This window comes from Amycolatopsis sp. WQ 127309 (assembly GCF_023023025.1).
In the GTDB taxonomy this organism is placed as follows: Bacteria; Actinomycetota; Actinomycetes; order Mycobacteriales; family Pseudonocardiaceae; genus Amycolatopsis.
Genome location: NZ_CP095481.1, coordinates 9433505 through 9457670, shown reverse-complemented (window position 1 = coordinate 9457670; position 24166 = coordinate 9433505). Strand labels below are relative to the sequence as shown.

Sequence of the window (24166 nt, the reverse complement as noted above, 5' to 3'; positions counted from 1 at the left end):
GGTGGCGCTCATGACCGGAACACAGCTCGGTGAACAGCGGACGACGGCGGGCTGGGCGCGGGCGTTGCGGGTCGTCGCGACGGCGGAGGTGCTTTTCCTCCTGGTGCAGGCGGCCACCGCGGGGCAGCTGCTCGAAGGGGTGGCGTCGGCGCGGACGTTGCACGGGGCCGGGGCGATCCCGGTGGCCGTGTTCGCGGTGGCGGAGCTGGTCGTCGCCGCGGTGGTGCGGCGGCGGGGGCGTGGGCCCGCGTGGCCGGTGGGGGCGAGCGGGGGCCTGGTCGTGCTGGTCCTCGTGCAGGCGATGCTCGGCGGGATGGGCAACCGGGCGGTGCACGTGCCGCTCGGTGTCGGGGTGGTCGTGCTCTCGTCGGTGCTCGCCGCGTGGGCGTGGCGGGCGTCTACTGTGGACACATCCGCGCGGTGAAGGTGTGCTTTCCCGGGCCTTCGGTCGTGGTGCCGCCGGGGAGCCGGATCTCGGCGCGGGTGCCGGGCGGGACGTCGACCGTGAGCCGCAGTTCGTCGCCGTCGAGGTGCCACGCGCTGCGGATCGGGCCGTACGGGCTGAGGTGTTCCGCCTCGGCCCGGCGCAGGCCGCCGCCCGGGCGCGGCTGGACGACGAACCGGCGGTACCCGGCCTCGTCCGGGCCGGGGTCCGCCGGGAGCCGGATGCCCGCGATGTGGGTGTACAGGAACGACATCGCGGCTCCCTTGCTGTAGTGGTTCAGCGAACCCCGGACCTCACCGCCGTCGACGGCGTCCCAGCGCTCCCAGAACGTCGTCGCGCCGCGGTCGAGCATCGCCAGCCACGACGGGATTCCCGTCGACAGGAGCACTCGGTAGGCGACATCGAGGTAGCCGTGGTCGGCCAGCGTGGGCAGCAGCAGGCCCGTGGTGAGGAAGCCCGTGCCGACGTGGTCGCCGGCCTCGGCGACCAGCGAGGCGAGCCGCCCCGCCACGGCGTCGCGCAGCCGCGAAGGCACCAAGCCGAACGCGAGCGCCCGGACGTGGTTGCCTTGCGTGGACTCGCCGAGCGTGCCGAGGTACTCGCGCTGCCACGCGTCCCGGGCGCCGTCCGCGAGCCGCCCGAACCGGACGGCGTCCGCCGCGTGCCCGAGCAGCGCGGCGACGCGGCTCAGCACCCGCGCCGAGCGGGCGAGGTAGGCCGTGGCGACGATGCCGTGGTCGGCCGTGGGGTCGGGGTGGGGCGGGACGCCAGGCTCGAGCCACTCGCCGAAGTGCCCGCCGGTGTCCCACAGGAACTCGTCGTGCGGGGCCGTGCGCACGCGGTCCGGGTGCCGGCGTTCGCGGGCGGCCGTGGCTGCGTACTCGACCCAGCGGACCATCGATTCGTACTGCCCGGCCAGGATTTCCCGGTCGCCGTACGCGCGCCAGAGCTCCCACGGGACGAGCACCGCCGCGTCGCCCCAGCCCGCGGACCCGGCCATCGCGTCCGGGAAGGCGTTGCCGGACGGGCCGTCACCCGCGGGGTCGGGTGTGATCGTCGGGACGCGGCCGTCGGGCCACTGGTCGGCGGCCAGGTCGCGCAGCCACTTCCGGGAGAACCCGGCGACGTCGTGGGTGAGCGCGGCGGTGGCGACGTAGACCTGCCAGTCGCCGGTGAAGCCGGAGCGTTCCCGCTGCGGGCAGTCGGTCGGGACGTCGCAGGCGTTGCCGCGCAGGCTCCACACCGCGGCCCGGTGCAGGGCTTCGAGCCGCGCGTCGCCGCACGCGAACGTCCCCGTCTCGGGCAGGTCCGTGTGGACGACCACGGCGGTCACGTCGGACGCGGCGAGCCCGCCGGGGAGCCCGTCGACCTGGACGTACCGGAAGCCGTGGGTGGTGTGCCGCGGCTCGAAGACGTCGTGGCCCGCGGACACGACCGTGTCGACCTGCCCGGCGGGCAGGAGTTCTCCACTCGCGAAGTCGAACGCCCGCAGGTGGTCGGTGGTGACGCGGCCGTCCGGGCCCAGGTGCTCGCCGTGGGTCAGCCGCAGCCGGGTGCCCGCCGGGCCTAGGTCGGCCAGCCGGACGCGGCCGGTGAGGTTCTGCCCGAAGTCCACGACCACGCCGCCGGGGAACCGGGTGATCGACACCGGCGGGATCTCCTCGATCCGGCGGACCGGCGGCGCTTCCGTGAGCACCAGCCGTTCGGGGCCGCCCTCGCGCACCCGTGCCGGGTCCCAGCCGGGCGCGTCCAGACCGACGGAACCCGGTGCGGGGAGCCGGAAGTCGGTCGTCTGGCCGTCCATCAGGTCCGCGGTGATCCGGCTCGGCCGTGACCACCAGCCCGGGCCGGTGGTGACCGCGGTGGTGCCGTCGATCGTCAAGGTCAGCCACGCGGCGACGCGGTCGCCGAAGCCGTCGGCCGCGCGCTCGAAGCCGTGGCGGCCGCGGAACCAGCCGTCGGACACCAGGAACTCGATCGCGTTCACCCCCGGCCGCAGCAGGGCGCCGACGTCGAACGGCTCCACCTGGAGCCGCTTGCGGTAGGCGGTGAAGCCCGGCGTCAGTTCGAGGTCGCCGACGCGGGTGCCGTTGACGAACAGCTCGTAGATCCCGTGCGCGGTCGCCCAGGCCGTCGCGGTGGCGACCGGTCCGGCGAGCGTGAACTCGTGACGCAGCTGGTAAGCCGGGCGCTCGCCGGGGGGCGCGACGACCGGCTCGTGCGGCTCGACCCACGGCGCCGACGTCGTGGGCAGCGTGACGGCGGTCCACGGCGCGGGCTCCGACCAGTCGCTCTCCCCGAGGTCGGTCCAGACGCGGACCTGCCACGCCGTCGCCGGCCGCTCCGGCAGCTCGACGAGCACCGACCGGTCGCTCTCGCACCGGCCGGACGTCCAGCCCGGGCCGGTCAGCCGGACCTCGTACGCGTGCTGGACGGCCGCGCCGGCGGGCAGCCACCACGACAGCCGCGGTCGCGGCCCCGACGGCCGGCCCGGCGTGAGGTGGTCGAGCCGCAGCCGGGTGGGGGCGGTGCTCACGTGAACCGGTAGAGGTCGTAGCGGACGGTGCCGGGCGTGCGTTCCGCCGACGCCACCAGGATCCCGGCGGACAGCCGTCGTTCGACCGCGCCGGAAAGCGTTACGGTGAGCCGGAACTCGTACCGGAACCGCTCGACGTGCTCGCCGCGGGCGAGCGCGGCCAGCACCTCGGGCGGCCCGCTCCGCACCCCGGTCGAAGTGATCGAAACGAGCCCGTCGGTGGTCTCGACGAGGTAGCGCGCCTCGACCAGCGTGGTGCCGTCGGGCAGGAGCCGCTGCCAGTCCGCACCGACCGCCTGGATGCGGCCGGTGAGCCCGGGACCGGTGAAGCTCCCGCCCGTGATCGGGACGACCCGGCGGTGCCCTTCCAGCGTCTCGCCGACGTCGAGGACGTCGCCGAGCTCGACGACCGCGCTGCTGACGTACTCGAGAGCGGGTGGTTCGAACAGTGGCACTCAGCGGACCTTCCGGATCGGCAGGATCAGCACCGCGCCCAGCAGGCCGGCGATCGCGCCCGCGATGAACAGGGCGGGGAAGTTCTGCGGCACCGCGGCGGTCGCGCCGATGGCGAGGATCGCGGGCGCCAGCGCCGGCACGACCGACGTCGGCAGGTTGCCGGCCAGGTTCATCAGCCCGAGGTCCTTGGCCGTGTCGTCGGGGTTGGGGAGCACCTGCGTGATGAGCGCGATGTCGACGGCGAAGTAGACGCCCTGGCCCAGGCCGATCACGCCCATCGCGACCAGGAACAGGGGATAGGTGCTGGTGAACGTCGCGAGCAGCAGCCCGATCCCGAAGATCACGGCCGCGGTGACGACGAACGGCTTGCGGCGCCCGACGCGGTCGGAGACCTTGCCGGCCAAGGGGGCGAACAGCAGCGCCGCGCCGGTGAGCACGAGCGTGGACAGGAAGACCGCGTTCGCGATGCCGGCCGGCGGGATGTGGAAGACGTTCATCAGGTAGAAGGCCTGGTACGCCTGGATCGCGGCGACGCCGAAGAAGATCAGCAGCCGGCTCAGCCAGGTGAAGCCGAAGTTGGGGTGGCGCACGGGGTTCACCCAGAACGTGCGGGGCAGGTCGCGCCACGCGAACGCGGGCCGCTCCTCCGGGGAGAGCCGCCGGTCGCGCATCGTGAAGGTGAGCAGCAGCGTCCCGAGGACGGCGAGCCCGGCCGGCAGCAGGATCATCGCGGGCAGGTTCGGCGCGACCAGCTGGGCGATGAACAGGCCGATGACCGCGCCGACCGGGAGGCTCAGCCCGACCACGGCCGACGCCGGGCCGCGGCGGTCCGGGGGCAGCTGGTCCGGGATGACCGAGGTGAACGCGACGGTGGCCGCGCTCGCGCCGACCGTCGTGCAGCTCGCCGCCAGCGTCAGCGCGAACGTCGTCGAGCCCAGCTGCAGGCCGATCGCGCCGAACGTGAACAGGACGGCGCCGAGCAGGAGGAACGGCCGGCGCCGGCCGAACCGGCCCGTCGTCCGGTCGCTGAGCCGGCCGAAGACCGGGAACGCGATGAGCGAACACAACGCGCTGATGCTGGTCACGATGGAGACCATCGTCGTGGCGCCCGCAGGGTCGAGCAACGTCGCCTTGACCGACAGCGTCAGCACGGCCGGGACCAGGACCGCCATCCCCGCACCGACCGCGGCGAAGGCGAAGAAGAAGAGGAACCCGCGTCGTGGCCCGGGAAACGTCGTTGCGGTGGTGGACTCTTGGCGGAAAGAAGTACTCATCGTTGGGCACCTTTCGCGTCTCGGTCGGCTGACCTGCGGGGAAGGATGGGCGCCTGGCGCGGTGTACCGTGAGGGGGATGCCAACCAATGGAACGTCGATGTCGACATGACCGAGTCCGCGCGGGTGCGGGGCCGCCGTCCGGCCCACGGCGAACCGGTTGTCGACCGCGCGCTTTCCCTGCTCGCGTCGTTCGACGCCGAGCACCGCACCCTCACGCTGGCCGAGCTGAGCCGGCGGGCCGAGATCCCGCCGAGCTCGGCGTTGCGGCTCGCGAACCGCTTGGTGGACTGGGGCGCGCTGGAGCGCGACGACGCCGGCCGGTTCTGCGTCGGCCTGCGGTTGCTGGAGGTCGCGACGCTCGCCCCGCGCGGCCACGGGCTGCGGCAGGTGGCGCTGCCGTTCATGAACGACCTCGCCGAGGTGACGCACCAGCACGTCCAGCTGGCGGTGCGCGACGGGATGCAGGCGATGCTCGTCGAACGCCTGTCGGCCCACCAGGCGACCCCGGTGGACTACCGCATCGGCGGCCGGCTTCCCTTGCACTCCACCGGTGTTGGCCTCGCGTTGCTGGCGTTCGCGCCGAAGGAAGTCCAGGAGGAGCTGCTGTCGAAGCCGGTCTACAGCGAGCCCGACAACCGCCTGATCCTCCCGGACGTCCTGCGCCGCACCCTGGCCGACGTCCGCCGCGAGCGCCTGGCCATCTTCCGGCGGGAGGACGAGCACGAGTCGATCGTCTCGGTGGCCGCGCCGGTGTTCGACCGGGAAGACGCCGTGGTGGGCGTGGTGGGCGTACTGGTGCCGAAACGCGTCGCGCAGCCGCGGCGCCTGGGTCTGGCGGTGCAGACGACGGCGCGGGGCATTTCCCGCGAGCTGGGTGCGGCCCGGGTGCGCCTCTGAGGCTGCCGGGTTCTTTCGCAGCGCTGTGACGGAGGCAGTTCGGGGTTTCCGGCGCGGAGCGTCTCGCGCGCGATCCGGATGCGGCGTGGCGGGTGTTGGTGTCGAAGCGTGCAGCCGCGTCGGCCGGGTCTGACGGTGCAGACGAGGGCGCGGGGGCATCTCCCGTGAGCTGGGTGCCGCCTGGGTGCGCCTCTGAGGCTTGCCATTGAATGGCAGGGCCGTAGGTGCGCCCGACCGCGCGCGGTCATCCTCGGCGCCATGCTCCTTCTCCACGACGACAACGGTGTCGCCTTCCGCGATCTCGACGGCGACGGGGTGATGGCCCCGTACGAAGACCCGCGCCGGCCGGCGGAAGAGCGCGTGCGGGATCTGCTCACGAGGATGACCGTCGCGGAGAAGGCCGGGCTGTTGTGTCACGCGCCGGTGTCCGTGGCGCCGGACGGCGGCCTGGTCGACGCGCCCGCCGGGCTGTTGCCGACCGCGCCCACGACGTCGGTGCTGCGTGACGGGCACGTGCGCTGCCTGAGCCTGATGGCCCCGGTCGCCGCCGGGCCGCTCGCCCGCTGGCACAACCGCGTCCAGGACCTCGCGGCGGGCAGCAGGCTCGGGATCCCGGTGCTGCTGTCGTCCGACCCGCGGCATTCGGCGAACGAGAACCCGCTGACGTCGGTGCCCTCCGGTGGCTGTTCGCGCTGGCCGGAGCCGCTCGGGTTCGGCGCCCTCGACGACGAGGACCTGGTGCGCGGGTTCGCCGGGATCGTGCGGGCGGAGTACGCCGCGGTCGGGATCCGGCTGGCCCTGCACCCGATGGCCGACGTGGCCAGCGAGCCGCGCTGGGCCCGGATCTCCGGCACCTTCGGCGCCGACCCGGACGTGGTCGCGCGCCTGGCCGCGGCCTACGTCGAAGGCCTGCAGGGCCCGGTGCTCGGCCCGGGCTCGGTGGCCGCGATGGTCAAGCACTGGCCCGGCGCGGGGCCGCAGGCGGGCGGGCTCGACGCGCACTTCGCGTCCGGGCCGGACCAGGTCTACCCGGCCGGGCGGTACGAGCTGCACCGCGACCGGTTCCGCCCGGCGCTGCGGGCCGGCGCCGCCGCGGTGATGCCGTACTACGGCCGTCCGGTCGGCGTGCCGGGGCTGCGTGAGGTCGGGTTCGCGTTCGACCCCGAGGTGGTGGCCGGCCAGCTGCGCCGCGACGAGGGCTTCGACGGCCTGGTGTGCACGGACTTCGGCCTGCTGACCGACAGCGTCCTGGCCGACGGGACCGTGTGGCCGGCCCGCGCCTGGGGTGTCGAGCACCTCGACCGGACCGAGCGCGCCCTGCTGCTGCTCGACGCCGGGGTCGACCAGTTCGGCGGCGAGTGGTGCCCCGAGGTGATCACCGGCCTGGTCGCGGCAGGCCGGGTGAGCGAAGCGCGGCTCGACGAGTCCGCGGCCCGGGTGCTGACGCTGATGGTCCACTTGGGACTGTTCGAAAACCCTTACGTGTCCGAAGAAGCCGCGGTCACCACGGTCGGCCGTGCGGACTTCGCCGCGGCCGGTGCGGCGGCCCAGCGGCGGTCGATGGTGCTGCTCGACGAGGGGATCCTGCCGCTCGCCGAGGGCGTCCGGCTCTACGTCGAAGGCGTCGACCCGGCGGTCGCGGCGCGCTATGGGTCCCTTGTGGACACGCCGGCGGCCGCCGAGGTGGCGCTGGTCCGCATCGACGCGCCGTACGAGCCCGCGCGGCAGCTGCCCGAGGCGTTCTTCCACCAGGGCCGGCTCGACCTGCCGGACGACCGCCGCGACCAGCTGACCGCGCTCGCCGCGGCGGTGCCGACCGTCGTGGACGTCTTCCTCGAGCGCCCGGCGATCCTGCCGGAGGTCGCGTCGGCCGCGGCGGCGCTGCTCGGCGACTTCGGCGCCTCCGACGAGGCCGTGCTGGACGTCGTGTTCGGCCGGGCGCGGGCGGAGGGCCGGTTGCCGTTCGAGCTGCCCCGGTCGATGGCCGCGGTCGAGGCGCACCCCGAAGACCTGCCCGGCGGGACGGCTGACCCGCTCTTCGCACTCGGACACCCCCAGAAAGGCTGACCCGCATGCCGATCCACCCCGCCGTGGCCGCGAAACTCCCGCTGCTCGACGGCGTCCCGTCCTTCGAGGCGCTGGTCACCGATCCCGCGTTCCGCGACCGGATGATCCGGTTCATGACGCCGTCGGTGGGTGGCCCGCCACCGGTCGTCGAGACCCGCGACGAGAAGGTGCCCGGTCCGCACGGCCCGGTGCCGGTCCGCGTCTACGCACCCGGTGACGGGCGGCCGTGCCTGGTGTGGCTGCACGGTGGCGCGTTCAAGATGGGCGACCTCGACATGCCGGAGGCGGACTGGGTGGCGCGCGAGATCGCCGTCCGCGCGGGCGCGACGGTGGTCAGCGTCGACTACCGGCTGGCCGTCCCGTACCCGGTGCCGCACGACGACGTCGTGGCCGCGGTCCGCTGGGCCCGCGACACGCTCGCGCCGGAGCGGATCGTGCTGGGCGGCGCCAGCGCGGGCGGCAACCTCGCGGCGGGCGCGGCCCTGCGCCTGCGCGACGCCGACGCCTGGCAGCCCGCGGCCCTCGCGCTGGTGTACCCGGTGCTGCACCCGGAACTCCCGCCGCCCACGGCGTCGCTCACCCAGCTGATGACCGAAGTGCCGCCGCTGCTGCACTTCCCGCCGGCCGAGGTCCGCTCGATCACCGAGGCCTACCTCGGCGGCCCGGTGACCAGCGCGGACGGCTACGCGATGCCGGGCCTGGCGGTGCTGGCGGACCTCAGTCCGACCCTGCTGCTGACCGCGGAGTACGACGACCTGCGCCCCTCGGGGGAGCGCTTCGCGGGCGCGCTGGCCGCGGCCGGAGTGGACGTGCACCACGTCCAGATCCGCGCGATGCTGCACGGCTTCCTGGGCCTGCCCTCGGCGATCGAGCCGGTGGACCGCGCGCTGACGCTCATCGCGGGCACGCTCGCATAGCCCACCCCCCACGCGACCCGCGATCGCGCCGCCGCCCCCAGCGCCTCGAAAGCCGTGAAGGCCTCCTTACCGGCCGTAAGAGCCGGTAAGGAGGCCTTCACGGACGAACCACGGCGGCGGCGCGGGCTGGGGCTCAGCCGAGTGCGCGGAGGAACTGCACCGAGCGGTCGACGATCGCGCCGACGTCCCGGGCGTCCGTCCACATGTGCCGCGCGCCCGGGACCAGGTCCAGCTCCACCGGGGCACCCACCGCCCGCAACGCCGACGCCAGCCGCTCGCTTTGGGCCGGCGGGACGAGGTCGTCGGCATCGCCGTGCATCAGCAGGATTGGCGGGGCGTTCCGGTGCGCGAAGGTGAGCGGGCTCGCCGCCCGTGCTCGGTCGGGGTCGGCCGACGGCGCCACGCCGAGCAGCTCGGCCTCCCGGGAGTCGTCGACCGCGCCGGGGAAGCCGTCGGCCAGGCCCAGCAGGTCGGTCGGCGGGTACCAGGCGACGACGCCGTCGACGTCACCGCCGTCGAGCGCGGCCAGCAGGGCGAGGTGGGCGCCCGCCGACTCGCCCCACAGGAACGTCGCGGCACAGTCCACTTCGGACCGCAGCCAGGTGATCGCCGCGCGGACGTCTTCCAGCTGCGCGGGAAAGCGCGCCTCCCCGCTGAGCCGGTAGTCCGCCGCGGCGACCGCGAAACCCCGCTCCGCCAAGGTCGGGCACAGCGACGCGGGGATCGTCGTCCGCCGCGATCCGCGTCGCCAGCCGCCGCCGTGCAGGTACACGATCGCCGGGTGCGGGCCGGGGCCGGCGGGCAGGTGCAGATCCAGTTCGAGGGGCCGGAAGCCCAGGACTTCGCGGTACACCGTCACGCGGGCGCCTTGTGGAACCGGCCGCCTTGCATGATCGCCAAGAGATTGTCCTTGTCCTGCAACAATGTCACGTCCGACGTCGGATCGCCGCGCACCACCAGGATGTCGGCGAAGTAGTCCTCCGTCACCACGCCGACCGGCATGTCCAGCACCTGGCCGCCGAACTGCGTCGTGGCGCGCAGCGCCTCGGCGGGGGAGTAGCCGAACAGGCGCACGAACAGGTCCAGGTCCCGCGCGTTGCGCCCGATCGGGTTGTTCGGGAAGCCGTAGTCGCCGCCGGGCAGCACACGCAGGCCGCGTTTGCGCAGCTCCGGGTAGAGCTGCTCCATCGCGGCGAGCGACTTCACCGAGCCCATCTTCGCCGCCAGGCCTGGGTCGATGCCGAACTCGGCGCCCTCGTGGACGTTCGCCCACATGATGCCGACGGCGGGGGACAGGAAGATCTCGTCCTTGTGCTCCTCCAGGAGATCGATCGCCTCCTGGTCGGCGTACGAGCAGTGGTACACCGAGCGGAACCCGCTGCGCACCGCCAGCTTGATCGACTCGGGCGACTGCGCGTGGCAGTTGAGCCAGACGCCGGACTCGCGCGCCTGCTCGCCGGCCGCGGCGGCCTCTTCCGCGCTGTACTGGGTGACCATCGAGCCGCCTTCGAAGAAGACGTCGTCGTTGCTCATCAGCAGCTTGACGCTGTCGAAGCCGAGCGCGGCCTGCTCGCGGATGAACGCGCGGACCGCCTCGGGGCCGATCTCCTTGGGCGTCGGGCCGTTCGGCCCCATCTGCACGGGGTTGTTGTCCCGTTCGAACGACGCCGCGCGCATCCGCGGGCCAGGGACCAGCCCGGCGGCGATCCGGTCGCGCAGCCGGACCTCAGTCGGCACCGGCGTCAGCGAGCCGGCGGAGTACGCGCTGGTGAAGCCGTGGTCCAGGAGGATCCGCGCGTTGCGCTCGGCGAGCGCGAGGTGCTCGTCGGGCGTCGGCATGTGGTGGAAGAACGACACGTCCAGCGGCGGGTTGAACGACGGGTCGACGTGGCCGACGGCGGACGGGAACGTCAGGTGCGCGTGCGACTCCACCAGGCCCGGCATGACCGTCGCGCCGCGGCAGTCGACGACCCGGTCACCCGGCTCGGGTTCGACGCCGGTGCGCACGGCTTCGATCTTCTCGCCGCGCACCACGACGTCACCCGGTACCGCCGGAGCGCCGGTCCCGTCGAACACCCGGCCACCGGTGAACACCACTCTGGGTTCGCTCATCTGCTCGTCCTCACTGACGAAGTCATGCACCGATCATGTTGTAGCCGCCGTCGGCGACCATGAAGCTGCCGGTCATGTGGCTCGCGTCCGCGGTGGCCAGGAACAGCGCGGTCCCCGCGAGTTCTTCCGGCCGCGGGATGCGGCCGAGCGGGGTGTCGCCCCGCAGCTGCTCGCCGCGCCCGGACTTCCAGTCCTCGCGGCCCAGCGTCGCCTCGGTCTCGATGAAGCCCGGCGCGAACACGTTCACCCGCACGGTGGGCGCGAAGGCGCGCGCGTAGGACTTGGTCAGGCCGATGATCCCGTACTTGGCCGCCGCGTACTGCGGGGCGCGGGCGCTGCCCCGGGCGACGACCGTGGAGCCGATGTTGACGATCGCGCCGCCGCCCTGGGTGAGCATCCGGTCGCCGAACTCGTGGGTGCACAGCAGCGTGCCCTTGATGTCGACGGCCAGGACGTGGTCGATCGACTCTTCGGTGATGTCCCGCCACGACATCTGCTCGCGCGCGACGTCGCCGACGTTGTTGATCGCGACGTCGAGCCGGCCGAAGTGGCTCCAGACCTCGTCGGCCAGCCGGACGATCTGCGCGCGCTCGGCGATGTCCGCCTGCACGATGAACGCTTTGCGCCCGGCCTCTTCGACGCGCTCGGCGGTGCGCTCGGCCCCGGCGCGGGAGCCGCGGTAGTGCACGGCGACGTCGGCGCCCTCCTGCGCGGCGCGGACGGCGATCTCCGCGCCGAACCCGGTGCCCGCGCCGGTGACCAGGACGGTCTTGCCGGTGAACCGCTGGGGGAAGGTCACGAAATCTCTCCTTAGACGAGGGTGCGGCCGCCGTCGGCGTACAGGATGTGTCCCGTGACGAACGCCGAGCGGTCGGAGCAGAGGAACAGGACGGGGCCGACGAGGTCATCGACGGTACCGAGGCGCCCGGCCGGGACCAGCGACGTCAGGCCTTCGCGGACGCCGGGCTTCTCGAGGTGGTGGCGGGTCAGCCCGGTCTCGGTGTAGCCGGGCGCGACGGCGTTCACCGTGACGCCACTGGCCGCCCACTCCCGGGCCATCACCCGGGCGAGCTGGTTGACCCCGCCCTTCGTGGCGGCGTACGGCGCGTGGTGCGGGTGCGCGAGCAGCCCGGACACCGATGAGAGGTAGACGATCCGGCCGTGCCCGGCCGCCACCATCACCTCGCCCGCGGCCTTGCCGGTCCAGAACGCGCTGCCCAGGTTGAGCGTGACGATGTCGTCCCAGACCTCGTCCGGGGTCTCGAGCACCGGGCGCCGGTCGTTGACTCCGACGGCGTGCACGAAGACGTCGAGCCCGCCCAGCAGCTCGGTGGCGCGGGCGACGCAGTCGCGGCTGCCCTCGGCCGTGGTCAGGTCCGCCCGCAGCGTCTTGGTCCCGACGGCGGCCAGCCGCTCCTCGTCGACGTCGGCGACCACGACGTCGGTCCCCGCCTCGGCGAGCGCGGCGGCGACCCCGCCGCCGATCCCGCCGGCGCCCGCCACCAGGGCCTTCCGCCCGCCCAGCCCGAGCCAGTCCACCCGCACGCTCCTTCACCGTTCTTGGTCCGCCCGACGCTAGGTTCCGGCCGCGAGCCGGGGAACGGCTGTGCCATTGGTTGGCAGATCCGGGCACGCCGGCCGGGGGCGCTGGTGGGATGGCGGCATGAGCAGGCTGCCGCACCTCACGCCCGACGACCTGGACCCCGAGCAACGGGCGCTGTACGACGAGATCACCGGCGGTCCCCGCGCGGCCGGGCCGCAGCGGTTCTCCCTGAAGGACGACGAAGGACGGCTCGCCGGCCCGTTCAACGCGATGCTCGTCGCGCCCCCGGCCGGGCAGGCGCTGCAGGCGCTCGGCGCCGCGATCCGGTACGAAACGACGTTGAGCGATCGCGTCCGGGAGCTGGCGATCCTCGCCGTCGCGGCCCGCTGGGCCAGCGCGTTCGAGCAGCACGCCCACGAGCCGCACGCGCTCGCCGCCGGGCTCACCGGGGCGCAGGTCGAGGCCGTCCGCACGGGCGCGATCCCGGACCTCGCCGACGAGACCGAGCGGGCCGCGCTGCGGTTCGTGTCCGCGCTGCTGCGCGAAGAGGACGTCGACGACGTGACCTACGCCGAGGTTGTGCCAATCATTGGCAACCGGATGGCCGTCGAGCTGACGACTCTGGTCGGCTACTACGCGACGCTGGCCCTCCAGCTGCGTGTGTTCCGCGTGGCCGACCCCGCAGGAAGTGGACTCCGATGAAGCTCGTCACCTTCAACGACAACCAGGTCGGGCGCATCGCCGACGACCAGGTGCTGGAACTCGACACCGCGTCGACGCGCGAGTTCTTCGAACGCGACCGGGACGTGCCCGAGACCGGCCGCCGCTACCCGCTGGCCGACGTGCGCCTGCGCGCGCCGATCGTGCCGAAGAAGTTCTTCCACACCGCCGGGAACTTCCGCGAGCACCACGAGGACCTCGTCCGGGTGAACTGGTCGCACCCGGTCAACAAGGGCATCGTCTTCTTCCAGAACGTCGACGCGATCATCGGCCCGGAGGAGCCGATCGTCTACCCGTCGCACCTGACGTCGGAGCTGGACTACGAGCTGGAACTGGCGATCGTGCTCGGCAAGCCGGGCAAGTTCTTCACCGCCGAGCAGGCGGCCGAGCACATCGGCGGCTACCTGGTCTTCAACGACATCACCGCGCGCGACATCCAGCGCCGCGAGATGGAGTCCGGCGTCTTCTCCTTCTCCAAGGCCATCGAGACGTTCTGCCCGATCGGCCCGTACATCGTGACGGCCGACGAGATCGAGGACCCGCACAACCTGGACATGGAGCTGCGCGTCAACGGCCAGGTCCGGCAGAAGTCCAACACCGGCCGGATGTCCGTGTCGATCCCGCAGCTGATCGCCTACCACTCGCCGCAGACCTACAGCGCGGGTGACCTCATCACCACCGGCACGGTCGCCGGCGTCGCCGCGAGCACCGAGGACCCGTTCGCGAACTACCTCAAGCCCGGCGACGTCGTCGAGGCCGAGATCGAGGGCATCGGCGTGCTGCGCAACCCGGTCGTGTCCTGGCAGGACGCCCACGGCACCCCGCCGCCGGCCGCGGACCAGTGGGTCTGATGCGCCTGTCCACAGTGGACGACCGCGCGGTCCTGGTGGCCGATGACGGCGTCATCGACGTCGCCGGCGCCAGCGACGGCCGGTTCGGTCCCGACCCGATGGCCGTCCTCGAGGAGTGGACGGCGTTCCGGGTGTGGGCGGCGAACGCGGCGCTGCCCGCGGCGGAGCCCCTGGCCGGCCGCGCGCTCGACGCGCCCGTGCCGCGGCCGCGCCAGGTCTTCGCGATCGCCCTCAACTACCCGCCGCACGCCGCCGAAGCGGGCTACCAGCCGCCCGCGGATCCGCTGGTGTTCACCAAGTTCCCGAGCTGCATCACGGGCCCGGACACCACGGTGGAGCTGCCCGGCGACCGCGTCGACTGGGAGGTCGAGCTGGTCGCGGTGATCGGCGTCGGCGGCCACCGGATCCCCGCCGGGGACGCGTGGCACCACGTCGCCGGGCTGACCGTGGGGCAGGACCTGTCCGAGCGTGGCGTCCAGCTGCTCGGCACGCCGCCGCAGTTCTCGCTCGGCAAGTCGTTCCCGGGCTTCGGCCCGACCGGCCCGGCGCTGGTGACGCCGGACGAGTTCGCCGACCCCGGCGACCTCCGGCTGGTCACCGAGCTGAACGGCACGGTCGTCCAGAAGGCGCGGACCGGCGAGATGATCTTCGACGTCCCGGAGCTGATCGCGCGGCTGTCGGCGATCTGCCCGCTGCTGCCGGGCGACCTCGTCTTCACCGGAACCCCGGCGGGCGTGGGCAACCGGATGAGCCCGCCGCGCTACCTCGGGCCGGACGACGTGCTCGTCAGCCGGATCGAGGGGATCGGGGAGCTGCGCACCCGCTTCCGGGCCGCCTGACGCCACGCGGTCCGGGGTCGTCGACGATGTCGCGATCCCGGTCCGCGGGGCCGCTAGTCCCGGTCGCCGGCCGCCTTGGCGCGGTCGTGGGCCCAGCCCGTCAGGACGACGCCGATCGCCGTCACGACCAGGTAGCAGACCAGCGTCCCCGCGAACCCCGCGTCGAGCCAGCCGAGCAGGCCGAGGTTCCCGTGGTCGATCAGCAGCCGGATCGCGCCCTGCGCGCCGGCCACCAGCAGCACCATTCCCAGCACCTGCAGCACGCCGAACTTCATGCTGTCCCCCTCCCGTTGTTGATACGACCGCATCATAACCAGGAGTGACCAGCGCGCTCAACCCCCGCGGGCGCGGTAGCGTGTCCGGCGTGGCGGGGAGCCGGATCACGGTGCGGGTGGGCGAGCGGCAGCTGACGCTCTCGAACCTCGAAAAGGTGCTCTACCCGAAGACCGGGTTCACCAAGGGCGAGGTGCTCGACTACTACACGCGGATCGCCCCCGTGCTGCTGCCGCACATCCACGACCGGGCGATGACCTTCGTGCGCTTCCCCGACGGCGTCACCGGCGGTTCGTTCTTCGAGAAGAACGGCTCCCGGCACGCCCCGGAGTGGGTCCGCACCGCGAGCCTCACCGTCGCCGGCCACGGCAAGGAACCCGAGATCGTCAACTACCCGCTGATCAACGACCTGCCCGAGCTCGTGTGGGCGGCCAACCTCGCCGCGCTCGAACTGCACGTCCACCAGTGGACCGTCGTGGACGGCGACGAGCGGAGCCTGCCGGACCGGCTGGTGTTCGACCTCGACCCGGGCCCCGGCGCGACCGTCGTCGACTGCTGCCGGGTCGCCGAGCGGCTCTACGACGTGCTGACCGACGACGGCTTGACCCCGGTCGCGAAGACCAGCGGCTCCAAGGGCATGCAGCTCTACGCGGGCGTGGTGACCTCCGACGCCGGCGAGACGTCGCAGTACGCGAAGGCGCTGGCCGAGCGGCTGGCCGCCGAGACCCCGGACCTGGTCGTCGCGCGGATGACGAAGACCCTGCGCCCGGGCAAGATCTTCATCGACTGGAGCCAGAACAACCCGTTCAAGACCACGGTGGCGCCGTACTCGCTGCGCGGGCGCGACGAGCCGACGGTGTCCACTCCGGTCACCTGGGACGAGGTCCGCGCCTGCCGGCACGTCGCGCACCTGCGGTTCACCGCGGACGAGGTCCTGGAGCGCGTCGACGAACTCGGCGACCTCTTCGCGGACGTCGAGCGGACGCGCGTGCCGATTCCGGCATTCGGCTGAATTTCGGAAAACGCAATTCCCCGCCGATTCGCCTCCGGTTCTCGCGGTGGCCGCCGGGATACCGCGAAGAATTGCCGGACACCAGCCTGACCAGCGCTATTTGATCGTCCACAACGGACCTGTGCACGTGCAGACGGGCGTGTCGGTGCACGACCCATCGGCCGGGCGGTTCCCGTTGTGCGCCAAGGTGGACGGAGTCGGTACGGTCTACGCGTAAACCGTCAGCATGAGCCGCCGGAGCCGGTCATGAGAATCCAGAAACCACCGCGGCTTTCGCGGGCATTCGGCCGCAGTTCGCCGGGCGCGTTGTGCGAGCCGTTCGCGGTCACCACGGTGCTCGAAGGTGCTCGGAGCACGGTCGTCACCGTGGCCGGTGACATTGATCTCGCCACCGTCGGAATTCTTGTCGAATGTGGGGAAACCGCGATTCGCGCGGGTGGCGTGCTCGTGCTCGACCTCGGCCAGGTGCGGTTCTGCTCCGGGGTCGGCCTGCGCGCGCTGCACCGGCTGCAGGGCGCGGCCGAGGAAGCGGCCGTCCCGGTCGCCTGGGTGGTGCGGACCCCGCGGCTGTGGCGGTTGCTGCGAGGAGCCGGTGCCACCGGCTTCTCCTGCTACCGGGACCGCGCCGACGCGCTCGCCGCCGTCGGCTGATCCCGGCACGACCGGCCGGGCAGGGCGCCCGGGCGGCTTCGGAGGAGGGAAAGGAAACGGGTGTCCGGCCTGATCGACGCCGATCTCGAGTTCTGGTTCCAGCGCGGCTTGCGCGCCTACCTCGGCGAGGTGGCCCGGGCACTGGGCTTCGGCCTCGAGTCGTGCACCGTGGACGTCGACGTCCCGGTGTCGGCCTACCTCGCCGTCGACTGGCGGCTGCGGCGCTTCCCCGAGCGCGACGTCGCCCTGCTGTGGGACGAGGTGCACGGCTGGGCGGTCGCGGTCGAGGCGGCCTGCGGGGAGGAGATGATCGTGCTGGCCTACCTGGGCGGGGCCGACATCCTGCCGGACCCCCGGGTGATCGTCCGGTTTCTGGCCGCGCTGCGCGCCGGTGACCTGGCCCCGGACGGGCTGGGTTCCCCGGTGCTGCGCCGCGCCGGGAGCCACCAGGACTTGCTGCCGCTGCTGCCGACGGGCTAGGCATGCAGGGCGCCATCCTCCACACTGGACGGCATGGCGGGGACGAGCACGGTGCCGGACGCGGTGGCGCCGATGCTGGCCGTCGACGGGCCGCTCCCGGACGACGACCAGCACGGCTACGAGTGGAAGTGGGACGGGTTCCGCGGGTGCGTGCGCGTCGCGGGCACCGGCGAAACCCGGATCACCAGCCGCAGCGGCAGCGACCACACGGCCCGGTACCCGGAGCTGGGCGACGTCTTCGGACCCGCGCTCGGCGGCCGGGCCGCCGTGCTGGACGGCGAGGTCGTCGCGCTGAACCCGGCCGGGCGGCCGGAGTTCGAGCTGATGCAGCGGCGCGCCATGTACGAGCCGACGCCGAAGCTGCGCGCGGAGGTCCCGGTCGTCTACTTCGCCTTCGACCTGCTGTGGCTCGACGGCGAGCCGCTGCTGAACCTGCCGTACGCGCAGCGGCGCGAGCTGCTCGCCGGACTGCTCCAGCCGGCGGACGGCCGGATCGTCGTGCCGCCCTGGTACACCCGCGCCGACATCGCGCCGGCGCAGCTGCTGGCGACCGCGGCCGAGCACGGCATCGAGGGCGTCGTCGCGAAGCGCCTGGACGCGCCGTACCTGCCCGGTGCGCGGTCGCCGGTGTGGACCAAGCGTGCGCTGACCCACACGGCCGAGGTGGTCGTCGGCGGCTGGCGGCCCGGCGCCGGCCGCCGCGCGGGCACCCTGGGCGCGCTCCTGCTGGGCGCCTACGACGACGAAGGCGCGCTGGTCTACCTCGGCGACGTCGGCACCGGCTTCTCCGACGACGCGCTCGACCACCTCAGCGGCGTGCTCGCGTCGCTGGCCCGCCCGGCGAGCCCGTTCGACACGGAGGTCCCGCGCGACCGCGCCCGCGGCGCCCGCTGGGTCGAGCCGTCGCTGGTCGGCGAGGTCGTCTACCGGCGGTTCACCCCGGACCGGCGGCTGCGGCACACGTCGTGGCGCGGCCTGCGCCCGGACCGGACGCCGGCCGAGATCGGGCTGCCCCCGTTGTGAAGCAGCGGAAACTGTCGGTGCCGCGTGGTTGCATGGACACCATGACGACCTCGGTCCTGCACGCCCCACCCACGCGCATCCACCGCCCGGACGTCCCGGTCATGGAGCAGACCACCGCCGACGAACTGCCGAGCATCCAGGAACTCTGGCCGGCGTTCGAGCGGCTCGTCGGGCTGCGCGGCCGCAAGATGTACGGGCGGGCCGACGTCAAAGCGGGCACCTACACGGCGTGCACGCCGATCAAGGAGGAAGACCGGCCGGCGGAACTCGGGCTGGCGACCGGGATCCTGCCCGGTGGCTGGTACCTGCGCGGGAACCTGACCGGTGAGCCGCCGGGCATCTTCGAGAAGATCGGCGCCGGGATGGCGGAGCTCGAGGGCGCCGGGCCGATCGACGACAGCCGCCCGCTCGTCGAGTTCTACCGCCGGTACGACGCCATCGAGCTGTGGGTCCCGGTGTTCCCGGCATGAGCTCGCCGGTGCGGCTGGTCGAGATCACCGACGCCAACCGGGATGCCGTGTGCGCGTTGCACGTGCACCCCGGTCAGCAGCGGTTCGTCGCGTCGGTGGCGCGGTCCCTGGAGGACGCGGCGACGACACCGGAGGGCGAGCCCTGGTACCGGGCCGTCTACGCGGGCGACGAGCCGGTCGGGTTCGTCATGCTCAGCTGGGACGTGCCGCCCGGGCGCCCGGGTGTCCTCGGCCCGTACTTCCTGTGGCGGCTGCTGATCGACGCGCGGCACCAAGGGCACGGCTACGGCCGTGCGGTGCTCACGCTCGTCGCCGGCCTCGTGCGCGCGGACGGCGGCACCGAGCTGCTCACCAGTCACCAGCCGGACGAGGACGGGCCCGGGCCGTTCTACCGGAAGTTCGGGTTCCGGCCGACCGGCGAGATCGACGACGGGGAGGTGGTCCTGCGGCTCACACTGTGACACTCGAAAACTGTGACACTCGAAAGCTGATTCACATCAGCAGGAAGGCCACGTACACCCCGCCGCCGGCGGCGGCCAGGCCGATGAGGAAACCCACCCACCGCGGGATGTCGTAGTCCTCCAGCAGGAATTCGCGCACGAGCGCGACGAGCAGGCCGATCGAGGCGAACACGATGATGCCGATGTCGTTGCCGACGGTGTTGCGCAGGTCCACGACCGTGCCGTTCTTGCGCACGGACACGATGTCGTCCGTCGTCCGCGACACCTGCACCACGACCAGCGTGCCCGGTTCGGTGTCGAGGGCCTGCTGTTCGTCGCCGAACTCGAAGTCCCCGGTCGCGCTGCGGACGGTGATGAAGTAGGTCGTGTACCCGGTCGAGTCCTGGGACGACTGGTGGTACTCGTCCCGGTGCCCGACGACCGTGCCTTCGATGCTGTAGGTCGGCGCGTCGCGCACGTCGAGGTCGTGCACGGCGTAGGTCATGAACCCGGCCGGGAGGCCGAACCAGAGGAGGGTGCCGAACAGGCGCAGCACGAGCATCGTTCAAGCGTGCTCGCGCACGGCGTCCGGCGGGAGGGGACAACGGCCCTCACGGGGGTGACCACGGTCACGTCGATCGCTGTCACACGGACGCGACGGCGGGGGTCGAGCAGGTGACGGACCCGAAGCGCGGGGCCGGAAACCCTTGAGGAGCCCCGATGTCCACCGCTCACCTGATCGTCAGCATCGCCGGTGCCGCCATGGCCGGGTTCTCGGCCTTCTCGGTCTTCACCCACGCGAAGTGGGTCGTGGAGCCGCTCGCCGAGTACGGCGTGCCCCGCTCGTGGTGGCCGTGGCTCGGCGTGGCCAAGGCCGCCGGCGCGGCCGGGCTGATCGCGGGCCTGGCCGTCCCGGCGATCGGCGTCGCCGCCGGGATCGGCCTGGTGCTCTACTTCACCGGCGCCCTCGTCACGGTCGCGCGGGCGAAGTCGTACGCGCACCTGGCTTTCCCGCTGGTGTACGTGGCGCCCGTCGTCGCTTCGCTGGCGCTGGCGTCCTGATCAGCGGCGCGCGAGCCACGCGAGGGCGTCGGCGGCGTGGTCGAGCACCGAGAGGTGCCCGTCGGCCGGGTGCGGCCGGAACTGCGCGGTGGGGCAGTGCGCGGCGAGCCACGCGCCGTGCGACGCGGGGATCAGCCGATCGCGGCCGCCGTGCACCAGCAGCAGGGGAGCGGTGATCAGCGCCGGGTCGCAGCCCCACGGGGTGACGTAGGCGAGATCGTCGTCGATCAGGGCGCCCGGCCCGGCCGCCAGCGCCGGCCCGACGACGTCGTTCAGCCACGCTTGCGAACCGTTGAGCGCGGCCAAGTCCGCGTCGGTGAAGACGCCGGGATCGAACTCGGCGGCGGCCTCGTACTTCTCCTTGGCCACACGACCTTCGGTCGCCGCACGCAGGGAAGCCGCGCCGGCCGGGGCCATGCCGCCGAACCAGTCGAGCCCCGCGGCGTCGAAGGGCGCCATCGCGGAGATGCTCACGACGGCGAGGACCCGCGCCGGCAGCAGCGCCCCGCAGGCGAGGGCGTGCGCCCCGCCACCGGAGTGCCCCACGACGGCGAATTCGTCGATACCGAGCGCGTCGACGACGGCGGCGGTGCACGCGGCGGCGTTCGCGACGTCCCGCCCGGGAAGGGACGTGGAACTGCCGTAACCGGGCCGGTCGTAGGACACCCACCGGACGTCGTGGCGCGCCCGGACGAGCGGCGGGGGCGGCATACCGACGTTGGGCGTCCCGTGGTGCCAGACGACGGTGAGCCGCGCGGGCGTCCCCGTGTCGTAGACGTGCAGGGTCCGCCCATCGGACAGCGCCAGGTCGGCTTCGGTCACCATCCCCGGAGCCTAGCGCCGGCCCTCTCGCTGTAACGAAACCCCGGCGCCGGCCGTCGGAGGACCACGACACCACCACGAAGGGAGCCGGCATGAGCGACGGGAACTACGCGGTCCTGGGTGACGACCGAAACCCGGTCCACGTCTGGTTCGACGAGAAAGGCGGGGAGATCCACCTCACCTGCAACGACCCGCGGCTGACCGACGAGAACGGGGAGAAACCCGGGTTCCGCACGGTGTTCAACGCCAACCCGCGGTCGGCCGACTACAGCCCGGCCAACTTCAACCGCCTCGCCCGCTACCTGCGACAGCAGGGCAAGTCCGCGCCGGCGGAGGCCGAGCTGCACCCGCGGCAGCTCGCCCAGCGCGACCAGGTGATCAAGCAGGCGGGCGGCTGAACCTCCGTCAGCGGGCCAGCCGTTCCGCCAGCCAGGCCAGCGAAAGCGGGTAGCGGTAGTCGATCGCGGCGTGGCCGGCGTCGAACAGCTCGAAGTGCACCCGCTCGTCCGGGACGCCCGCCTTCGCGAGCTGGTCCCGGAACGCCTGGGCGCCGACGTCGAGGTAGTACTCGTCGCGCGTGCCCGCGTCGATCCAGACCGCACGCAGGGACCGGAGTGCCTCGGCGTGGCCGGGTGCCATCCGGACCGGGTCCCAGTCCAGCCAGCGTTGCCACGTTTCCGGGCGCAGCACACCCGTCGCGGGGTCGAACGGCAGCTCCGGGCGGCCATCTTCGCCCGGTGAGAAGCAGGCGGAGACGCCGATCAGCTGCAGCAGGTTCGCGTCCTCCGGCTTGGTGAACGCCGGACGGGCGCGGAAGTCCGCCCACCACCGCTGGATGTCCTGGTCGTAGCCGCGCAGGGCGCGGACGGCGTCGCCGAAGTCCGGGACGTAGCAGAGTTCGTACAGCGTGTCGCCCGCGTGGGTGGCCAGCGCGCCGAACAGGTCCGGGCGCAGCATCGGCGTGATCATCGCGCCGAAGCCGCCCGACGACTTGCCCGTGATCGCGCGGGATTCGCGGTCCGGGATGGTGCGGTAGTGCTCGTCGACCCACGGCACGATCTCGTCGCACAGGTACGAGTGGTACTGCCCGGTGCCGGGCGAGTCGACGAACTGCGAGCCCCCGTAAGCGGTCCAGGCGTCGACGTACACCACGACGCAGCCCGGCGCCCCGCCGGCGAAGACCGCGTCGGCCGTCTCGGGGAACGGCTGCCGGAACGCCGTGCGGTTGGCCCACATCGCCAGGTGCCCGGTGTAACCCTGGATCACGTAGACCGCCGGGTAGCGTTCGGCGGAGTCGTCGTAGCCCGGTGGGACGTACACCCACAGCGGCCGCTCGTGCGGGTCGCCGAGCGGATTGCCGCGCAGCAGCGCGGAGTTCACGGTGTGCCGGTCGAGCCGGCCGGCGAGGTCGCCGTCCCAGGGCAGCATGGCGCCAGTCAACCACGCGCGCCGACCACTTGCAGGGGCTAAGCGATAGCTCTTTTCCTCGCGTAGCGTTGAGCCGCTCCGCTCCGACGTCCGTGTCAAGGGCACGGTGGTGGAGAGGGAATGCGGGGACGATCAGGAAACATCCGGGACCGTTGTTCACCCTGCTCGCGGGCGTCGCGCTCGCCGGTGGGATCGGGATGGCCAACTTGGCGACGGGGACCGGCGCGCCGCCGGTGGCCGGCGCCGCGAACGCCGCGGGCGCACCGCCCACGACGCAACAGACACAGTCACCCACGACCCAGCCGGCCAAGACGGTCGACGCGCCCGCGCGGGCCGACTACGCCGGGCGCGTCGACGGCGGGGGCGCGTCGGTCGCGGTGTCGGTCCGCGACGGCCACGCGATCGCCTACGTCTGCGACGGCAAGAAGATCGAGGCCTGGCTGCAGGGCGTGACCGTCGGCGGGAAGCTGGACCTCAAGGGCACCAAGGGCGCGAACCTCGCCGGCAGCTACGACGCCGCCGCGGTGACCGGCTCGGTCACGGCGGGCGGCAAGACGTGGCGGTTCACCGCGGGCCCGGCCAAGAAACCCGCCGGGCTCTACCGCGCGACGCCGAAGGTGAAGGGCAAGGGCGCGAAGGTCGGCTGGATCGTCCAGGCCGACGGCAGCCAGGTCGGCATCCTCACCACGGATGACGACCAGTCGGCGGCCGCACCCGCCCTCGACCCGGCGGCCGGGATCGCGACGGTCGACGGCGCCCCGGTGACCGCCGAGGCGATCAGCGGGATCGCGGGTGGGTTCTGATGACCGCGCCCGCGAGGAACAACCGCGCCGGGGCCGCGCTCCTCGTGCCGCTGGCGATCGGCGCCGTCGTCGCGGTGGCGCTCGGCGTCTACGGCAACCTGCACACACCCACCGGCGTGGCGATCAACGTCGCGGGCTTCTCGAGCCCGCAGTCGGTGAAGGCGTGGCTCGCCACGGTCGTCGTCGTGCTGGCCATCGTGCAGCTGGTGACGGCGCTCGTGCTGTACGGCAAGCTCGGGAGCGGCGCGCCCGCGTGGGCCGGGCCGGTGCACCGCTGGTCGGGGCGCCTGGCGTTCCTCGTGTCGATCCCGGTGGCGCTGCACTGCCTGTACGCGCTCGGGTTCCAGTCGTTCGACACCCGCGTGCTGCTGCACTCCCTGCTGGGCTGCTTCTTCTACGGCATCTTCGTCGTGAAGATGTTGCTGCTGCGCAAGGACGGCGTGCCCGGCTGGTCGCTCCCGGTCGTCGGCGGGCTGGTCTTCACCGCGCTGGTCGGGCTCTGGCTGAGCGCGTCGCTGTGGTTCTTCACCCAATCCGGCTTGACCTTCTAGGGGGACGATCGTGCGCGAAGAGGAAACGCTGGCCCGCCGGACGGCGCTCGCGGTGCTGGGCGCCGGCTTGGTGGCCGGCTGCAGCACCTACGGCCGCGGCACAAACGGGACGTCCGCACCGTCGCCCGCCGCGGGCAGCGGCACCGAGCTCGGCGCGGCGGACGACGTCCCGGTCGGCGGCGGCAAGGTGTTCGCCGACAAGCAGGTGGTGGTGACGCAGCCCGCGGCGGGGACGTTCGCCGCGTTCTCGGCGATCTGCACCCACCAGGGCTGCGCGGTCGACGCCGTCGCGGACGGCACCATCAACTGCCCCTGCCACGGAAGCAAGTTCAAGATCGCCGACGGCTCGGTGGCGGCCGGCCCGGCGAACCAGCCCCTGGAGAAGAAGACGGTGACGGTCACCGGCGGCAAGATCACGCTGGCCTAGGCGGTGTCCTGTGAGTCTGCTCGATGGGCTTCGTGATCCAGGTGGTTCCTGGCGGTGCGGGCGGAG

The 24166-nt window shown here is 72.9% G+C and carries 29 protein-coding genes; 18 read left to right on the top strand and 11 right to left on the bottom strand.

Translation table 11 applies throughout. From position 1 onward, the window contains the following. The first annotated feature begins 10 nt into the window (after positions 1 to 10). A complete protein-coding gene (locus MUY22_RS41840; protein ID WP_247052808.1) occupies positions 11 to 424 on the top strand; it encodes a hypothetical protein in 414 nt (137 codons plus the stop codon). Here MUY22_RS41840 and MUY22_RS41830 read toward each other — a convergent pair. The 3 genes from MUY22_RS41830 to MUY22_RS41820 are packed head-to-tail and all read right to left on the bottom strand — an operon-like array spanning position 399 to position 4711. Next, positions 399 to 2981 (bottom strand): family 78 glycoside hydrolase catalytic domain, encoded by a 2583-nt coding sequence (locus tag MUY22_RS41830; protein WP_305879343.1) that lies wholly within the window; start codon positions 2979 to 2981, stop codon positions 399 to 401. The genes MUY22_RS41840 and MUY22_RS41830 overlap by 26 nt on opposite strands. Continuing rightward, entirely contained in the window at positions 2978 to 3436 is a 459-nt protein-coding gene (locus MUY22_RS41825; protein ID WP_247052807.1) for a DUF3237 family protein, read from the bottom strand. The genes MUY22_RS41830 and MUY22_RS41825 overlap by 4 nt, the downstream gene beginning before the upstream one ends. After that, complete coding sequence (locus tag MUY22_RS41820) at positions 3437 to 4711, bottom strand: MFS transporter (protein ID WP_247052806.1); 1275 nt, start codon at positions 4709 to 4711, stop codon at positions 3437 to 3439. It lies immediately after the preceding gene. 106 nt (positions 4712 to 4817) lie between these two features. Between MUY22_RS41820 and MUY22_RS41815 the strand changes: the two genes are divergently transcribed. The 3 genes from MUY22_RS41815 (at position 4818) to MUY22_RS41805 (ending at position 8593) form a co-directional block, all read left to right on the top strand. Then, entirely contained in the window at positions 4818 to 5609 is a 792-nt protein-coding gene (locus MUY22_RS41815; RefSeq protein WP_247052805.1) for an IclR family transcriptional regulator, read from the top strand. A gap of 258 nt (positions 5610 to 5867) precedes the next feature. Further along, positions 5868 to 7676 carry a glycoside hydrolase family 3 protein gene (locus tag MUY22_RS41810; protein ID WP_247052803.1) on the top strand — a complete coding sequence of 603 codons (1809 nt, stop codon included), beginning with the start codon at positions 5868 to 5870 and terminating at the stop codon, positions 7674 to 7676. A gap of 5 nt (positions 7677 to 7681) precedes the next feature. Beyond that, positions 7682 to 8593, top strand: coding sequence for an alpha/beta hydrolase fold domain-containing protein (locus MUY22_RS41805; protein WP_247052802.1), 912 nt, complete (start codon positions 7682 to 7684; stop codon positions 8591 to 8593). A gap of 133 nt (positions 8594 to 8726) precedes the next feature. Here MUY22_RS41805 and MUY22_RS41800 read toward each other — a convergent pair whose 3' ends face one another. From MUY22_RS41800 to MUY22_RS41785, 4 genes are read right to left on the bottom strand one after another with little or no spacing between them, the layout of a single operon-like run. Continuing rightward, the gene (locus tag MUY22_RS41800) at positions 8727 to 9452 is read right to left on the bottom strand and encodes an alpha/beta hydrolase fold domain-containing protein (protein ID WP_247052801.1); all 726 of its coding nucleotides are present in this window, start codon (positions 9450 to 9452) and stop codon (positions 8727 to 8729) included. Beyond that, positions 9449 to 10705 (bottom strand): amidohydrolase family protein, encoded by a 1257-nt coding sequence (locus MUY22_RS41795; RefSeq protein WP_247052799.1) that lies wholly within the window; start codon positions 10703 to 10705, stop codon positions 9449 to 9451. Before MUY22_RS41795 ends, MUY22_RS41800 begins: the two co-directional genes overlap by 4 nt. A 22-nt stretch (positions 10706 to 10727) precedes the next feature. Beyond that, entirely contained in the window at positions 10728 to 11504 is a 777-nt protein-coding gene (locus tag MUY22_RS41790) for an SDR family NAD(P)-dependent oxidoreductase (protein ID WP_247052797.1), read from the bottom strand. Positions 11505 to 11515: 11 nt separating this feature from the next. Further along, complete coding sequence (locus MUY22_RS41785; RefSeq protein ID WP_247052795.1) at positions 11516 to 12244, bottom strand: SDR family NAD(P)-dependent oxidoreductase; 729 nt, start codon at positions 12242 to 12244, stop codon at positions 11516 to 11518. Between the two features lie 124 nt (positions 12245 to 12368). Between MUY22_RS41785 and MUY22_RS41780 the strand changes: the two genes are divergently transcribed. From MUY22_RS41780 to MUY22_RS41770, 3 genes are read left to right on the top strand one after another with little or no spacing between them, the layout of a single operon-like run. Then, positions 12369 to 12950 carry a carboxymuconolactone decarboxylase family protein gene (locus tag MUY22_RS41780; RefSeq protein WP_247052793.1) on the top strand — a complete coding sequence of 194 codons (582 nt, stop codon included), beginning with the start codon at positions 12369 to 12371 and terminating at the stop codon, positions 12948 to 12950. Then, positions 12947 to 13819, top strand: coding sequence for a fumarylacetoacetate hydrolase family protein (locus MUY22_RS41775; RefSeq protein WP_247052791.1), 873 nt, complete (start codon positions 12947 to 12949; stop codon positions 13817 to 13819). The genes MUY22_RS41780 and MUY22_RS41775 overlap by 4 nt, the downstream gene beginning before the upstream one ends. Beyond that, positions 13819 to 14658 (top strand): fumarylacetoacetate hydrolase family protein, encoded by an 840-nt coding sequence (locus MUY22_RS41770; RefSeq protein ID WP_247064380.1) that lies wholly within the window; start codon positions 13819 to 13821, stop codon positions 14656 to 14658. Before MUY22_RS41775 ends, MUY22_RS41770 begins: the two co-directional genes overlap by 1 nt. 53 nt (positions 14659 to 14711) lie before the next feature. On the opposite strand, the gene MUY22_RS41765 is transcribed toward MUY22_RS41770, so the two are convergent. Continuing rightward, the gene (locus MUY22_RS41765) at positions 14712 to 14933 is read right to left on the bottom strand and encodes a hypothetical protein (protein WP_247052789.1); all 222 of its coding nucleotides are present in this window, start codon (positions 14931 to 14933) and stop codon (positions 14712 to 14714) included. Between the two features lie 89 nt (positions 14934 to 15022). Here MUY22_RS41765 and ligD (MUY22_RS41760) point away from each other — a divergent pair, with 89 nt between their 5' ends. The 6 genes from ligD (MUY22_RS41760) (at position 15023) to MUY22_RS41735 (ending at position 19028) form a co-directional block, all read left to right on the top strand. After that, on the top strand, positions 15023 to 15943 hold the full coding sequence (ligD, locus tag MUY22_RS41760; RefSeq protein WP_247052787.1) for a non-homologous end-joining DNA ligase: 921 nt from the start codon (positions 15023 to 15025) through the stop codon (positions 15941 to 15943). 246 nt (positions 15944 to 16189) lie between these two features. Then, entirely contained in the window at positions 16190 to 16594 is a 405-nt protein-coding gene (locus MUY22_RS41755) for an STAS domain-containing protein (RefSeq protein WP_247052785.1), read from the top strand. A 60-nt stretch (positions 16595 to 16654) separates the two neighbouring features. Beyond that, positions 16655 to 17074: a DUF6292 family protein gene (locus MUY22_RS41750; protein ID WP_247052783.1), complete on the top strand. Its 420-nt coding sequence runs from the start codon at positions 16655 to 16657 to the stop codon at positions 17072 to 17074. A gap of 33 nt (positions 17075 to 17107) precedes the next feature. Beyond that, a complete protein-coding gene (gene ligD / locus MUY22_RS41745; protein ID WP_247052782.1) occupies positions 17108 to 18097 on the top strand; it encodes a non-homologous end-joining DNA ligase in 990 nt (329 codons plus the stop codon). A 41-nt stretch (positions 18098 to 18138) separates the two neighbouring features. Beyond that, the gene (locus MUY22_RS41740; protein WP_247052781.1) at positions 18139 to 18567 is read left to right on the top strand and encodes a GyrI-like domain-containing protein; all 429 of its coding nucleotides are present in this window, start codon (positions 18139 to 18141) and stop codon (positions 18565 to 18567) included. Further along, positions 18564 to 19028, top strand: a complete 465-nt coding sequence (locus MUY22_RS41735) for a GNAT family N-acetyltransferase (RefSeq protein ID WP_247052780.1) — start codon at positions 18564 to 18566, stop codon at positions 19026 to 19028. Before MUY22_RS41740 ends, MUY22_RS41735 begins: the two co-directional genes overlap by 4 nt. Before the next feature lie 31 nt (positions 19029 to 19059). Here MUY22_RS41735 and MUY22_RS41730 read toward each other — a convergent pair whose 3' ends face one another. Beyond that, on the bottom strand, positions 19060 to 19569 hold the full coding sequence (locus MUY22_RS41730; protein WP_247052779.1) for a hypothetical protein: 510 nt from the start codon (positions 19567 to 19569) through the stop codon (positions 19060 to 19062). Positions 19570 to 19727: 158 nt separating this feature from the next. On the opposite strand from MUY22_RS41730, the gene MUY22_RS41725 reads away from it, so the two are divergent. Next, positions 19728 to 20069: a DoxX family protein gene (locus tag MUY22_RS41725; RefSeq protein ID WP_247052778.1), complete on the top strand. Its 342-nt coding sequence runs from the start codon at positions 19728 to 19730 to the stop codon at positions 20067 to 20069. On the opposite strand, the gene MUY22_RS41720 is transcribed toward MUY22_RS41725, so the two are convergent. Further along, positions 20070 to 20894 carry an alpha/beta fold hydrolase gene (locus MUY22_RS41720; RefSeq protein WP_247052777.1) on the bottom strand — a complete coding sequence of 275 codons (825 nt, stop codon included), beginning with the start codon at positions 20892 to 20894 and terminating at the stop codon, positions 20070 to 20072. A gap of 89 nt (positions 20895 to 20983) precedes the next feature. On the opposite strand from MUY22_RS41720, the gene MUY22_RS41715 reads away from it, so the two are divergent. Continuing rightward, positions 20984 to 21289, top strand: coding sequence for a hypothetical protein (locus MUY22_RS41715; protein ID WP_247052776.1), 306 nt, complete (start codon positions 20984 to 20986; stop codon positions 21287 to 21289). Between the two features lie 7 nt (positions 21290 to 21296). On the opposite strand, the gene MUY22_RS41710 is transcribed toward MUY22_RS41715, so the two are convergent. Next, positions 21297 to 22319: an alpha/beta hydrolase family protein gene (locus MUY22_RS41710; RefSeq protein WP_247052774.1), complete on the bottom strand. Its 1023-nt coding sequence runs from the start codon at positions 22317 to 22319 to the stop codon at positions 21297 to 21299. Positions 22320 to 22471: 152 nt separating this feature from the next. On the opposite strand from MUY22_RS41710, the gene MUY22_RS41705 reads away from it, so the two are divergent. Genes MUY22_RS41705 through MUY22_RS41695 form a run of 3 tightly spaced genes read left to right on the top strand, consistent with a single transcriptional unit; the run spans position 22472 to position 24100 of the window. Next, positions 22472 to 23122 (top strand): hypothetical protein, encoded by a 651-nt coding sequence (locus tag MUY22_RS41705; RefSeq protein ID WP_247052773.1) that lies wholly within the window; start codon positions 22472 to 22474, stop codon positions 23120 to 23122. Further along, a complete protein-coding gene (locus tag MUY22_RS41700) occupies positions 23122 to 23673 on the top strand; it encodes a DUF6529 family protein (protein ID WP_247052772.1) in 552 nt (183 codons plus the stop codon). The genes MUY22_RS41705 and MUY22_RS41700 overlap by 1 nt, the downstream gene beginning before the upstream one ends. 10 nt (positions 23674 to 23683) lie before the next feature. Further along, positions 23684 to 24100: a Rieske (2Fe-2S) protein gene (locus tag MUY22_RS41695; protein WP_247052771.1), complete on the top strand. Its 417-nt coding sequence runs from the start codon at positions 23684 to 23686 to the stop codon at positions 24098 to 24100. The last annotated feature ends 66 nt before the right edge of the window (positions 24101 to 24166 follow it).

Bases quoted from the DNA above. Each gene is read 5' to 3' on its own strand.
- ligD (WP_247052782.1), top strand. From the start codon at position 17,108: ATGGCGGGGACGAGCACGGTGCCGGACGCGGTGGCGCCGATGCTGGCC.
- MUY22_RS41740 (WP_247052781.1), top strand. From the start codon at position 18,139: ATGACGACCTCGGTCCTGCACGCCCCACCCACGCGCATCCACCGCCCG.
- MUY22_RS41755 (WP_247052785.1), top strand. From the start codon at position 16,190: ATGAGAATCCAGAAACCACCGCGGCTTTCGCGGGCATTCGGCCGCAGT.
- MUY22_RS41805 (WP_247052802.1), top strand. From the start codon at position 7,682: ATGCCGATCCACCCCGCCGTGGCCGCGAAACTCCCGCTGCTCGACGGC.
- MUY22_RS41730 (WP_247052779.1), bottom strand. From the start codon at position 19,569: ATGCTCGTGCTGCGCCTGTTCGGCACCCTCCTCTGGTTCGGCCTCCCG.
- MUY22_RS41775 (WP_247052791.1), top strand. From the start codon at position 12,947: ATGAAGCTCGTCACCTTCAACGACAACCAGGTCGGGCGCATCGCCGAC.
- MUY22_RS41725 (WP_247052778.1), top strand. From the start codon at position 19,728: ATGTCCACCGCTCACCTGATCGTCAGCATCGCCGGTGCCGCCATGGCC.
- MUY22_RS41710 (WP_247052774.1), bottom strand. From the start codon at position 22,319: ATGCTGCCCTGGGACGGCGACCTCGCCGGCCGGCTCGACCGGCACACC.
- MUY22_RS41735 (WP_247052780.1), top strand. From the start codon at position 18,564: ATGAGCTCGCCGGTGCGGCTGGTCGAGATCACCGACGCCAACCGGGAT.
- MUY22_RS41700 (WP_247052772.1), top strand. From the start codon at position 23,122: ATGACCGCGCCCGCGAGGAACAACCGCGCCGGGGCCGCGCTCCTCGTG.
- MUY22_RS41820 (WP_247052806.1), bottom strand. From the start codon at position 4,711: ATGAGTACTTCTTTCCGCCAAGAGTCCACCACCGCAACGACGTTTCCC.
- MUY22_RS41770 (WP_247064380.1), top strand. From the start codon at position 13,819: ATGCGCCTGTCCACAGTGGACGACCGCGCGGTCCTGGTGGCCGATGAC.
- MUY22_RS41815 (WP_247052805.1), top strand. From the start codon at position 4,818: ATGACCGAGTCCGCGCGGGTGCGGGGCCGCCGTCCGGCCCACGGCGAA.
- MUY22_RS41795 (WP_247052799.1), bottom strand. From the start codon at position 10,705: ATGAGCGAACCCAGAGTGGTGTTCACCGGTGGCCGGGTGTTCGACGGG.
- MUY22_RS41780 (WP_247052793.1), top strand. From the start codon at position 12,369: ATGAGCAGGCTGCCGCACCTCACGCCCGACGACCTGGACCCCGAGCAA.
- MUY22_RS41840 (WP_247052808.1), top strand. From the start codon at position 11: ATGACCGGAACACAGCTCGGTGAACAGCGGACGACGGCGGGCTGGGCG.
- MUY22_RS41715 (WP_247052776.1), top strand. From the start codon at position 20,984: ATGAGCGACGGGAACTACGCGGTCCTGGGTGACGACCGAAACCCGGTC.
- MUY22_RS41720 (WP_247052777.1), bottom strand. From the start codon at position 20,894: ATGGTGACCGAAGCCGACCTGGCGCTGTCCGATGGGCGGACCCTGCAC.
- MUY22_RS41765 (WP_247052789.1), bottom strand. From the start codon at position 14,933: ATGAAGTTCGGCGTGCTGCAGGTGCTGGGAATGGTGCTGCTGGTGGCC.
- MUY22_RS41810 (WP_247052803.1), top strand. From the start codon at position 5,868: ATGCTCCTTCTCCACGACGACAACGGTGTCGCCTTCCGCGATCTCGAC.